Origin of the sequence: Pseudoalteromonas sp. TB41, from assembly GCF_000497975.1 — a bacterium.
GTDB lineage: Bacteria > Pseudomonadota > Gammaproteobacteria > Enterobacterales > Alteromonadaceae > Pseudoalteromonas > Pseudoalteromonas tetraodonis.
In genome coordinates this window covers 1-12,157 of the sequence record NZ_AUTH01000109.1, presented here as the reverse complement: position 1 = coordinate 12,157, position 12,157 = coordinate 1, and the positions used below count along the sequence as shown (strand labels likewise).

Below are 12,157 nucleotides of genomic sequence, written 5' to 3'. Positions count from 1 at the left end.
TAATGCAGATCAGTTAAGAATATTTTTATGATCACTTGACTGATCTTTCCATGGCTTCAAAATCCGATATTAGAAATAATATCGGATTTTTTTATGTCTCTCATTCAGCACTTCGATAACATGTCTTCATTTTTAAATGATGTACATACACTAGATAAACTTAAACAGGTTCTTGACCCTGATATTCTTGAGCAAGCATTTAAACATGCAGGTGTTGCTACTGTGCGTAAAAGGCGATTACCGCTAGAAGCTGTTATGTGGTCTGTAATTGGAATGAGTTTATTCCGAAACGAAACCGTTTGGGATATCGCTAATAGACTCGACATCTCTTTACCCGGAAAAAACAAACTAGTAGCGCCAAGTGCGCTAGTTCAAGGTCGGCAAAGGTTAGGCTATGAGTCAGTCCAACATACATTTCAATTACTTGCACACAAAACCTTTTCCACCCAGTCTTTTGAACAATGGTGCGGACTTAATTTACTCGCTGTAGATGGCGTTAGTTTTCGAACTCATGATAATCAAGAAAACAGAGAAGCATTTGGCAGTGACAGTAATCAACATGGAGAAGTAAGCTACCCACAAGTACGAATGTGTAGCCTTATGGAAGTATCTAGCCATTTACTGTTAGATAGCAGCTTTGACTCCCGTCGCATAGGTGAAATGAGCTTAGCTCAACGACTATTACCAGCCGTACCAGATAATTCTCTTACCTTGTTTGACCGCGGCTATTACTCATTAGGACTGTTGTATCAATGGCAAAACCAAGGAGATAACACTCACTGGATGTTACCCGCGAGGAAGGATTTACAGTATCAAGTTGAACATAGTATAAATGACAATGATAAAATAGTGATTTTGTCCACAAGTCCTCAAGCCAGAAAGAAATTTGAGTCATTACCAGAGACCATGATGGCAAGATTAACCACCTATAAAGTGGATGGAAAAAGCTATCGTGTACTCAGCTCTCTCATTGACCCTTTACGATTTCCATATGAAGAATTAACAGAGGTTTATACTCAACGCTGGGAAATTGAGCTGGCGTTTAGAGAAATAAAGCAGGGATTGAATCATAGCAAACACACGTTACGTAGTAAGAAACCAGACATGGTACGTCAAGAGTTATGGGGGTTATTACTCGCTTACAATTTAATACGTATCATCATGCTTGATGCAACTAAAGATGAGGATATTTTGCCTACACAGCTAAGCTTTAGCCAATCTATGCGACAGGTTATCGCTTTCTTTATGTTTACGCCAATACATAGTGCAAGTAAGTTGCCTATTCATTACGATGAGTTACTGACAACACTTAGATTGTTTATTTTACCCGATAGATTACCAGATAGGCATTATCCAAGGGTGATAAGAAAGAAGCCGAATAAGTACCCCTATAAAAGAAAATGCCAGTCAGTTCTTAACTGACTGGCATTACTCACAAGGAGCGGTTTTTTAAAAAGGATAATTTAATCTCAATTAAGGCATTGAGTCTAAATCGGCACCTTCTTTTTCAATCACCTCTGGTATTAAATCTTCTTTACTTACGCCCATGGCAATCGCCACCGAGCTGGCAACGTAAACTGAAGAATAAGTACCAATAAATACACCAAATAATAGTGCGGTAGCAAAGCCATGAATAGTTTGACCGCCCCATACAAAGAGTGCAATCAATACTAAAATAGTGGTAATTGATGTAACTAAAGTACGATTAAGTGTTTGCGTAAGTGACAGGTCAATAATTTCAATGGTGTCGTCAATACGTACTTTACGGAAGTTTTCACGGATACGGTCTGATACAACAATGGTATCGTTTAGTGAGTAACCTATCACGGCGAGTATTGCAGCCAAAATAGTTAGGTCAAACTCTAAACCAAGCACCGAGAATAAACCAATCGTAATGATTACATCGTGTAATAGTGCACCCACCGCACCTACAGCAAAGCGCCATTCAAAGCGAAATGCCACGTAAATTAAGATACATATAAGCGCAGTTAACATGGCAAGGCCACCCTGCTCTTTTAAGTCTTCACCTACGCTTGGGCCTACAAACTCAATACGGCGCATTACTACGCTATCATCAGCTTGTTTAAGGGCAGCAATTACTTGGTTACCAATCACTTCTGCTTTTACATCATCACCGCGAGGGGCTAAACGGACCAGTATTTCTTGGCTTGAGCCAAAAAGCTGTACCGATGCATCAGCAAAGTCGTTTTCAGCCAGTACATTACGTACTTTTTTCAGATCAGCTGGTTGTGAAAAACCCACCTCAACCGCGGTACCGCCGGTAAAATCTAAACCGAAATTTAAGCCTTTAACAAAAAGTGACGCCAGCGACGCTATGATTAATAACGTAGAAAAGCCCATTGCCACTTTTCGAAGAGACATGAAACGAAGGGTTTTTCCGCCCAATCTTAAAATTTGCATGTCTGCTCCTTAAATTGAAAGTTTATCAACACGTTTACCACCAATAAATAGGTTGATCACCGCACGGGTACCTACAATTGCTGTAAACATAGAGGTTAAAATACCAATTGCTAGGGTTACCGCAAAGCCTGCAACAGGACCGGTACCAACAGCAAACAAGATAATCGCCGCAATTAATGTGGTGATATTGGCATCAAAAATAGTACTAAAGGCGCTATCGTAACCAAAATGAACCGCTTGTTGAGGGCTACGGCCATCAGCGAGCTCTTCACGAATACGCTCAAATATAAGTACGTTCGCATCAACAGCCATACCCACGGTTAATACAATACCTGCGATACCCGGTAGGGTAAGCGTTGCACCTGGAATTAACGACATTACACCAATAATAAGTACTAAGTTGGCAGCCAGTGCGATATTCGCAACAAGACCAAAACCTTTGTAGTAAATAAGCATAAAGGCCAGTACAAATGCAAAACCTAAGGCTACAGCGGTCATACCTGCTTCAATGTTTTCTTGACCTAGGCTTGGCCCAACCGTACGTTCTTCTACTATTTGAATAGGCGCAACCAGTGCACCCGCGCGAAGTAGTAAACTTAAGTTATGTGCTTCAGCGGGGTTATCAATACCGGTAATACGGAATGAACGGTCAAGACGCGCTTGAATGGTTGCTACGTTAATCACTTCTTCCACTTTAATTGGTGGAAGTGCTTTACCTTCGCTATCTTTTTTACCCGATGGCTTGTACTCAATAAACACGGTAGCCATACGTTTACCAATAGCACGTTTGGTGAAGGCATTCATTTTTGCCCCACCTTTACTATCGAGTTTAATGCTTACTTGTGGACGCTGGTATTCATCTGCACCTGACTGCGCGCCAGTAATATGGCTACCTTCAAGAATAATGCGCTTTTTTAGTACCACAGGATAACCATCACGGCTCATGATCATTTCAGTACCCGGTGGGATACGACCTTGAGCAGCGGCACTTATGTCAGCATTTTCGTCAACTTCACGAAACTCAAGCGTGGCCGTAGCACCTAAAATTTCTTTAGCGCGAGCGGTATCTTGAATCCCTGGTAATTGCACAATAATACGTTCAGCACCTTGGCGCTGAACATTTGGCTCTGCAACCCCAATTTGGTTGATACGATTACGAATAATCGTTTCGTTTTGCTTGATGGCATAGTCACGAATTTCTTTTAGCTTTAGCTCACTCATAGTGGCAAAGAATGCGTTATCGTTACTGCTATCATCAATGTAAACGTTTAATGGGTAACGGCTTTCTAAAAAGCGCTCTGCGGCTTCTTTATCTTCTTCGTTACGCATTTCTACACGCATACGCTCTGAGCCTGCTACACGGCGCACACTACGATAACGTAGTTTTTCTTCGCGCAGGTCGCTACGAAAATCTTGCTCCATTTGCTCAAGCTGATTATCAACCGCAGTGACCATGTCGATTTCCATGGTGAAATGTACACCACCACTTAAATCTAGGCCTAACTTCATAGGATTACCGCCAAGCGACTTTAACCAAGCCGGTTGTGCCGGTGCCATATTGATAGCTGAGATATAATCGTCACTAAGTGAGTTACGCAATAAGTCTTGCGCTTTTAGTTGGTCTTCAACGTTTTTAAAACGAACAAGAATTTGCCCGTCTTCGAGTTTCGTCGATTTAGCGCTGACGTTATCTTTTTTGAGGATTGCGTTTACTTTGTCTACAACACTGAGGTCGACATCGGTGCCTTTAGCGCCAGAAACTTGTATGGCCGGATCGCGGCCATACAAGTTTGGTGAAGCATATAAAAGGCCAATGGCTAACACAGCTAAAACAAGTAAATACTTCCAAATTGGAAACTTGTTTAACACGGGGCCGTCCTTATTATTTTTATAGCGACTTCATTGTGCCTTTAGGCAGTACAGCAGATACTGCTGATTTTTGTACAGTTACTTCTGCTTGCTCATTTAATGAGATCACGATGAAGTCTTTATCTTCAGCAATTTTTACGATTTTACCCACTAAACCACCTTGGGTTAGCACTTCATCGCCTTTTGCCATCGCGCTCATTAAGCTTTTATGCTCTTTTACGCGCTTTGCTTGCGGGCGGTAAATTAAAAAGTAAAAAACCAAACCAAAAATCGCTAACATAATTAGCATTTCCATACCGCCGCCTGCTGCAGGTGCGCCAGCGCTTGCATGTGCGTTTGAAATAAATAAACTCATAATACTTCCTCTTTAATTTTTAAATTTTAATTTGTTGTATCAGCTAGCTCTGGCACTTCTTGGCCTCGGCGAGCGTAAAAATCGTGTACAAATGTCTCTAGTTGACCTTCGCTAATAGCATTACGCAAACCTTCCATAACACGTTGATAGTATCGTAAGTTATGGATAGTGTTTAGTCGTGCGCCAAGAATTTCGTTACATTTGTCTAAATGATGCAAATAAGCACGCGAATAATTGTTACAGGTATGGCAATCACACTCTGGATCAAGTGGGCCAGTATCTGTTTTATGCACTGCGTTACGGATTTTTATGATGCCAGTAGTAATAAATAAGTGACCGTTACGTGCATTGCGCGTTGGCATTACACAGTCAAACATATCTATACCACGGCGAACCGATTCAACTAAGTCTTCTGGCTTGCCAACACCCATTAGGTAACGCGGTTTGTTTTCTGGCATTTTATAGGCACAATGATCAAGAATATTAATCATTTCATGTTTAGGCTCACCCACCGATAAACCACCGAGTGCATAACCATCAAAACCAATCTCTTCAAGGCCCGCTTGTGATTGTGCACGAAGCTCAGGATACATACCGCCTTGAATAATACCAAACAATGCTGATGGGTTGTCGCCATGCCCTTCTTTAGAACGCTTAGCCCAACGAAGAGAAAGCTCCATAGAGTCTTTGGCTTCTTTTTCGGTGGCAGGATATGGCGTACATTCGTCAAATATCATCACGATATCTGAGCCAAGATCACGCTGCACTTCCATTGATTTTTCTGGCGACATCATAATTTGGTCACCATTTACAGGCGATTGGAACATCACGCCTTCTTCAGTGATTTTACGCATTGCACCAAGGCTAAATACTTGGAAACCGCCTGAGTCAGTTAAAATTGGGAAGTCCCAATTCATAAAGTCGTGTAAATCACCATGCTGTTTAATGATTTCAGTACCAGGGCGCAACATTAAGTGAAATGTATTGCCCAAACAAATTTGTGCACCCGTTGCTTTTACTTCATCAGGTGTCATACCCTTAACCGTGCCGTAAGTACCTACAGGCATAAACGCCGGTGTTTCTATTACACCTCGGTCAAAAATCAAGCGGCCGCGGCGCGCTTTACCATCAGTGCAGTCTAATTCAAATTTCATAATATCCTCTGTGTCGGAAAAACAGTCCAACAAGCTATAATTTAACCGCTCGATTCTACCCTTTTTACCACCCTATTACTATTAGCAGTGAGAAATTCACTATGCTTAGGAGTAAAATAAAAACCGATAACGCTGTAAATTATTTACGGGTCAAAAACATCGCATCGCCATAGCTAAAAAAGCGATACTGTTGTTCAATCGCCGTATTGTAAGCGCCCATAATGTTGTCTTGCCCTGCAAAGGCACTAACTAACATGATCAGAGTTGATTCGGGTAAATGGAAGTTAGTTACCATGGCATCAACAACGTTAAATTGATAACCCGGAAAAATAAAGATATCGGTATCGCCAAAGTAAGTATCTAGCTTGCCGCCATGTATTTTTGCTGCAGACTCAAGTGAGCGTACTGAAGTTGTACCTATAGCAATCACACGTCCGCCTTTGGCTTTGGTGCTTGCAACCGCATCCACCACATCTTGTGGCACTTCAATATATTCAGAGTGCATGATGTGCTCATCAACACTCTCAACTCTTACAGGCTGAAAGGTGCCAGCACCAACGTGCAAGGTTACAAACGCCATTTGCACGCCTTTATCTTTGAGCGCAGCCATGAGTTTATCGTCAAAATGAAGACCTGCAGTAGGTGCAGCAACAGCGCCTGGCTTTTCGCCATATACCGTTTGGTAACGCTCACGGTCGGCTTCGTTATCTGGGCGGTCAATATAAGGAGGAAGCGGCATGTGGCCGACATCATTTAAAATATCGAGCACATTTTCACTGCGGTCAAACTCAAGCTCAAACAAAGTATCGTGGCGTGCCACCATAATAGCTTTTGCTTTGCCCTCTAAAATGAGTACATTACCTGGCTTTGGGGATTTACTCGCACGAATATGCGAAAGTACGCGGTGTTCGTCTAATACGCGTTCAACGAGTACCTCAACTTTACCACCAGACTCTTTTTGACCAAACATACGCGCAGGTATAACCTTGGTATTATTAAAAACCAGTAAATCGTTTTCGTTTACAAGCTCAAGTATGTCACTAAATATTTTATGCTCAATCTCACCAGTTGGCCCGTTTAGGCTCAATAAACGGCTACTCGTTCTATCTGCTTTAGGAAAACGAGCAATTAATTCATCAGGTAAGTCAAAGCTAAAATCAGCTACGCGCATTATTAGAATTCCACATCATTTAAAATCGCGCCAAGTGTATACCCAAACCACCTCAAAATGCGAGTTTCAGTTGGAATTAAAAGCGATTTAGGCAAGGCATTGATTGCAAATAATAGTGGTTCTATTATTAATATCAATAACGCAGTATAAATCGCTTTTAAGCCAACCAGTGGGCGTTTCACAGGGGCATACTCTCATCGTTGCTACTTCTTGAAAGGGACTACCATGACTGCAAAGTATCGCCTTGATATTAAGCTCCTATGAAGCGCTGAATTCTGCATTTTGAGGTGGTTTGGGTATATTTAAACCACCTCAAAATGCGAGTTTCAGTTGGAATTAAAAGCGATTTAGGCAAGGCATTGATTGCAAATAATAGTGGTTCTAGTATTAATATCAATAACGCAGTATAAATCGCTTTTAAACCAACCCGTGGGCGTTTCACAGGGGCATACTCTCATCGTTGCTACTTCTTGAAAGGGACTACCATTACTGCAAAGTATCGCCTTGATATTAAGCCCCTGTGAAGCGCTGAATTCTGTATTTTGAGGTGGTTTGGGTATTTAACTATTAGTAATGAAGCTCAAGATATCCCACATATTCCCCCTAATTAGCCACCAATGAACTACATTTAAAATAGCGGTTAAATACGCTTGTTCTTATCGCTAAATATCATTACTCTTACTGTTTTATGATCTGCATCTCTCGGAGTGGTACCTACGTGGCAAAACAGCTTAAATTGCTAATATTGAATGCAAGTAATGATGAGCGCCAGACTATTCGTGCCACGTTAGAGAGGCTTAATGTGTTTGAGTTCATTGAAGCATCAGACAGCCAAGACGCCCTAAAAATATTAAAAAATCAAAGCGTAAATATAATCATAACTGGCTTAGATGTAGGTAAAATTGATGGTTGGCGGTTTTCCCGTATGATCCGCTCTGGATTACTAAACACGCCTAAAAACACGCCTATTTTGCTAATTCCGCCCATTTATTGTGAGCGAATCGCCGAGACTACTGCACGAAGTTATGGCATAGATGCGGTACTGCCTTTTGAGCGCCAAGATATTCTGCCGCAAATACTCGCAAATGTGTTGTCGAGCCATTTAGAAAAAAGTAGTCGCTTAAACCTGTTGTTATTAGAACCCTTTGCCAGCAGGGCAAATGATATGAGTGAGCAATTAAAACTTAACTTTGCTATCACCCATGTCACAACTGAAAAAGCGGCGCTAAGTGCTTATAATCAGCAGCCTTTTGCTATCGTGCTACTGGATGCCACAGCGGCACAAGCAGAAAGCTCAAATCAATTAGTCGAAAAAATTCTGCAGCATAACCCTCAGCAAGCCATTGTTACTATTATTGATAAAAACGATGCCGATTACGCAGAGCAGTTATTACTTTCAGGCGTTACCGACTTTATTCGCGCCCCTTACGACCCCTCATTTTTAAATAAAGTCTGTGACCACGCAGCTCGTCGTGAAGACTTTATGGTCAGCTATGCTGAGTTTGCCAATAAAGTGCAGCAATTAAGTATTAGTGAAGTAAAGTATCGCAACCTGTTTTCAGCACATCAACGTATTTTATTGCACCTAAATACCGTGGTGCTTGAGCTAGACCAGCAAGGCAATATTCGCTTTATAAACCCTGCATGGGAGTCTTTGAGTGGTTTTGGGGTTAAATCGACCTTGAAACAACCATTAACTGCATTTTGTACCAAAGAGTATAAACAGTCGTTACAATCCACTATTGATGACATTTTACAAGGTGGCGCAAATAAACAAAAAATAGAAGTTAAACTGCAACAAAAAAACGGCAATTCGGTGTGGGTTGAATGCCGCCTCCAGCTAATAAAAAATAGCAGTAATAACGCGACCATTACCGCCACACTCGATAATATTCATGAGCGTAAGCAAGCTGAGCTTCAATTACGCCATTTAGCATTGCATGACACCTTAACAGGACTACACAACCGTTATTATTTTGACCAACAACTTAACTATATTTGCCAAAGCGAAAATACCTATGCAAATATTGAGCATGCGCTTATTTATATCGATCTTGATCACTTTAAAATAATCAACGACAGTAAAGGCCACCAACAAGGCGATATTGTTTTAAAAGAAGTGGCACAACTGTTTATTGGCAATATTAGTAATGAGCACCTGATCTGCCGTGTGGGTGGCGATGAGTTTGCGGTGATCCTTAAAAACACCAATTTATTAGATGCACATTTAATCGCAGAGGGGATTTGTAGTGCCATTGAGGGCAATCAATTTAAGTCAGAAGATCAAGTGTATTCAATTAGCTGCTCTATTGGCTTAACACAAATTACTGCTGATAACTGCGACCCTAATGAATGTTTAAAGCAATCAGATATTGCGTTATATATTGCTAAAAATTTAGGCCGTAACTTAGTACATTGTTATTCAAAACAAGATGGTGAAAACAATGCGCTGCAAACGGGCTTAGAATGGGGTCATGGTGTACGCCAAGCTCTACAACAAGACAGTATAGAACTTCATTATCAACCCATTTGGGACTTTAAAACTAATCAGGTTGCTTACTTTGAAGTACTACTGAGATTAAAGCTCGACGACGAACTTATTTACCCAAATCAATTTATTCCCTCATTGGAAATGCTTAACGACACCTTTTTAATGGATCAATGTGTTATTCGTAACAGTATTGCGAGTGTTGCTGCGCACCCAGAGCTTCTTCAGGTTGCAATAAATTTATCGGCACAATCATTTTTAGATGAGCGTTTACTGCCGTTAATAGAGTCGAGCCTCGAAAAATATCAAGTGCCTCCGTCAAAAATTATTTTTGAAATAACCGAATCGGCTAGCATTAATAATTTGGCTGCCACTCGTAAAATGATTGAACGGTTAAATAATTTAGGCTGCCACTTTTCGATTGATGACTTTGGTACCGGATTTAGTACCTTTAATTATCTTAAACAATTACCAGCCCAACATGTAAAAATTGACGGCTCATTTGTCCGCGATATGCTTAACGACTCCATTGATTTAGCGCTAGTAAAAGCTATAAACGATATCAGTCGGTCACTAGATAAGCGCTCTGTGGCTGAATATGTGGAAACCGCTGAAGTATTTTTTGCACTCAAAGAAATAGGCGTAGACTACGGGCAAGGCTATTTTATTGCTCGCCCTGTCCCTATCGACAAGGTACTGATTGAATTAGAAAAAATAAAGAACAACCCTATTTTTTATCAAGATACCCTCACATCACTATAAACATTAATAAACAAATTTAAGCAATTTATTACTACCAAAATTGCCCATCTAACCTATACTTTGCTTATCGGCAGCACAATGTCATGAAAATTAAGTGATTACCTTGATTTTACATGACATCTTTATTTCTTATCGTCTAGATGTCTATACTCTTAAAGATGGACATTTGGTCATAAGGAGGATGTTTATGACGCAACTAATCACGTTATTATTGTTTATACACTTTGCTATTGCGCTTCAATGTTACAAGTATGCCCAGATTAAAGGCTACCCTGTAAAAACCTTTACAGTGCTTGGACTGGTGCCTTACTTCAATGTTGTTGTGTGGGTTTACTTATTGTTTTTACCACCTCTAGAGAGCTACCATGGCCAGCACAAGCAGCCACTTTAATTCCCTGTGTTATTGAGCGTATTACCTCTAATACGCTTTTTTTTACGTTACTTAAAATCAACACTGCACTGCTTTTTCAAAAAGACCTCTAACTGTTGGCTAAACAATTTAAAGTCACGAATCCGCCCCGTTGTTTTGCGCCACAGTACACCAATATCACGATAGGCATCACCTTGTGATGGCGTAGCAAGCATGTTTTTGTTTTCTAAAATACCCGCGTTAATCGCCATTTGCGGTAAAAAAGTCACGCCAAGTTTATACTCAACCATACTCAATAAAGTATGTAAGCTAGCTGCCTCAAAGGGATTTATACAGCTAGAGCGGTTTAAATGGCACGCACTGAGCGCATGCCCTGTCATACAGTGCTCTCGCTCAAGTAAAAATACACTCGCTTCTGGTAGTAAATTAAAGTCTTTAATGCCTTTAGCTGGTGTGTAGTCTTTATGGTGCACTAAGCTAAAATGATCTTGTGCAAGTACTTGAGTATGAAATTTATCGGTTTCGTAGGGCAGCGCTAATAGTGCCAAGTCAATTTGCCCATGCTCTAACTTATCAAGTAGCTTGTCGCTGGTATCCTCCACTAAAACTAACTCTAAGTCAGCAAACGTTTGCTGACAAAAGTGATAAAGAGGCGCTGCAATAAAGCTCGCAATCGTGGGAATAACACCGACCGTTAATGTGCCGCTAAGCGGCGTTAAAAAGCTTTTGGTAAGCTCTTTTAAGCTAATAGTGTCGTTAATAATTTTTCTTGAACGCTCAACAACCTCTTCACCAATAGTGGTAAACATAAGGCTGCGATTTTCTCGTTCTATAAGCTGACACCCTAAGGTCTCTTCTAAATTTTGAATTGCGGTGCTCAGCGTTGACTGGCCAATAAAGCAGGCACTTGCTGCGCGGCCAAAATGTTGATGCTGATGCACAGCTAATAAATACTGTAGCTGCTTTATACTAGGGAGATTGGTCATTTTTCTTTCCACAAGTAAAAGATCCACCTTCTAAAGAAGGTGGCTTTGAATTAGCCCCCTAAAAGGGGGCGTTGTTTACTCCAGAGTTAACTGAGCTTGCTCTTGTCTCTCCTCCTTCTGCTGATGCCTGACATATCTTCGTATTATTTCTTCGTTTATGCCTACCGTATCAACAAAGTATCCTCGCTGCCAAAAATGATTACCCCATAGCTTGTTCTTTCTTAAGTACGGATATTTACTAAACATTTTTAACGCTATTTTACCTTTCAATGCGCCCATTAACTTTGAAATTGACAGTTTTGGCGGCACTTTTACTACTAAGTGTACGTGAGCTATTTGTACATTCAGCTCAACAACTTTGCACCCAAGCTGTTCGCAATAAACCTGAATACACCTGTAGACATCCCTACCTATTTTATTTTTAAGGAGCCTAAATCTATACTTAGGTGTCCAAACTATATGATATTGACATCGCCAATACACATGCGATGCTTTCTCGTATCTACTCATGTTTTTTCCTTTTGTGACTTCGCTAAAAATCAACTAAGGAATTAACATGAGTACTTTTTACAGGCAAAGCC

Annotated in this window: 10 protein-coding genes; 3 read left to right on the top strand and 7 right to left on the bottom strand. The window is 40.7% G+C overall.

Features of this window, described 5'->3' with window-relative positions; all coding sequences use genetic code 11:
• Window positions 1–93 precede the first annotated feature (93 nt).
• Complete coding sequence (locus L641_RS0119660; RefSeq protein ID WP_024601195.1) at window positions 94–1,422, top strand: IS4 family transposase; 1,329 nt, start codon at window positions 94–96, stop codon at window positions 1,420–1,422.
• Window positions 1,423–1,473: 51 nt separating this feature from the next.
• Here the strand turns inward: L641_RS0119660 and secF are convergent, their stop codons facing one another.
• The 5 genes from secF to queA form a co-directional block, all read right to left on the bottom strand.
• Complete coding sequence (gene secF / locus L641_RS0119655; RefSeq protein WP_013465987.1) at window positions 1,474–2,421, bottom strand: protein translocase subunit SecF; 948 nt, start codon at window positions 2,419–2,421, stop codon at window positions 1,474–1,476.
• Window positions 2,422–2,430: 9 nt separating this feature from the next.
• On the bottom strand, window positions 2,431–4,290 hold the full coding sequence (gene secD / locus L641_RS0119650; RefSeq protein ID WP_013465988.1) for a protein translocase subunit SecD: 1,860 nt from the start codon (window positions 4,288–4,290) through the stop codon (window positions 2,431–2,433).
• 19 nt (window positions 4,291–4,309) lie between these two features.
• A complete protein-coding gene (gene yajC / locus L641_RS0119645; protein WP_010391747.1) occupies window positions 4,310–4,645 on the bottom strand; it encodes a preprotein translocase subunit YajC in 336 nt (111 codons plus the stop codon).
• Window positions 4,646–4,671: 26 nt separating this feature from the next.
• Entirely contained in the window at window positions 4,672–5,799 is a 1,128-nt protein-coding gene (tgt, locus tag L641_RS0119640) for a tRNA guanosine(34) transglycosylase Tgt (protein WP_013465989.1), read from the bottom strand.
• Window positions 5,800–5,938: 139 nt separating this feature from the next.
• Window positions 5,939–6,970, bottom strand: a complete 1,032-nt coding sequence (gene queA / locus L641_RS0119635) for a tRNA preQ1(34) S-adenosylmethionine ribosyltransferase-isomerase QueA (protein WP_024602873.1) — start codon at window positions 6,968–6,970, stop codon at window positions 5,939–5,941.
• A 718-nt stretch (window positions 6,971–7,688) separates the two neighbouring features.
• Here queA and L641_RS0119625 point away from each other — a divergent pair.
• Window positions 7,689–10,220, top strand: a complete 2,532-nt coding sequence (locus tag L641_RS0119625; RefSeq protein WP_024602871.1) for an EAL domain-containing protein — start codon at window positions 7,689–7,691, stop codon at window positions 10,218–10,220.
• A gap of 187 nt (window positions 10,221–10,407) precedes the next feature.
• Entirely contained in the window at window positions 10,408–10,611 is a 204-nt protein-coding gene (locus tag L641_RS0119620; protein WP_008114823.1) for a hypothetical protein, read from the top strand.
• A 47-nt stretch (window positions 10,612–10,658) separates the two neighbouring features.
• Here the strand turns inward: L641_RS0119620 and L641_RS0119615 are convergent, their stop codons facing one another.
• Window positions 10,659–11,576, bottom strand: coding sequence for a hydrogen peroxide-inducible genes activator (locus L641_RS0119615; protein ID WP_008114821.1), 918 nt, complete (start codon window positions 11,574–11,576; stop codon window positions 10,659–10,661).
• A gap of 75 nt (window positions 11,577–11,651) precedes the next feature.
• The gene (gene tnpA, locus L641_RS0119610; protein WP_024601958.1) at window positions 11,652–12,086 is read right to left on the bottom strand and encodes an IS200/IS605 family transposase; all 435 of its coding nucleotides are present in this window, start codon (window positions 12,084–12,086) and stop codon (window positions 11,652–11,654) included.
• Window positions 12,087–12,157: the final 71 nt, after the last annotated feature.

Excerpts from the sequence above, each read along its gene's own strand:
- L641_RS0119615 (WP_008114821.1), bottom strand. The coding sequence starts at position 11,576 with ATGACCAATCTCCCTAGTATAAAGCAGCTACAGTATTTATTAGCTGTG.
- queA (WP_024602873.1), bottom strand. The coding sequence starts at position 6,970 with ATGCGCGTAGCTGATTTTAGCTTTGACTTACCTGATGAATTAATTGCT.
- yajC (WP_010391747.1), bottom strand. The coding sequence starts at position 4,645 with ATGAGTTTATTTATTTCAAACGCACATGCAAGCGCTGGCGCACCTGCA.
- L641_RS0119660 (WP_024601195.1), top strand. The coding sequence starts at position 94 with ATGTCTCTCATTCAGCACTTCGATAACATGTCTTCATTTTTAAATGAT.
- tnpA (WP_024601958.1), bottom strand. The coding sequence starts at position 12,086 with ATGAGTAGATACGAGAAAGCATCGCATGTGTATTGGCGATGTCAATAT.
- secF (WP_013465987.1), bottom strand. The coding sequence starts at position 2,421 with ATGCAAATTTTAAGATTGGGCGGAAAAACCCTTCGTTTCATGTCTCTT.
- tgt (WP_013465989.1), bottom strand. The coding sequence starts at position 5,799 with ATGAAATTTGAATTAGACTGCACTGATGGTAAAGCGCGCCGCGGCCGC.
- L641_RS0119620 (WP_008114823.1), top strand. The coding sequence starts at position 10,408 with ATGACGCAACTAATCACGTTATTATTGTTTATACACTTTGCTATTGCG.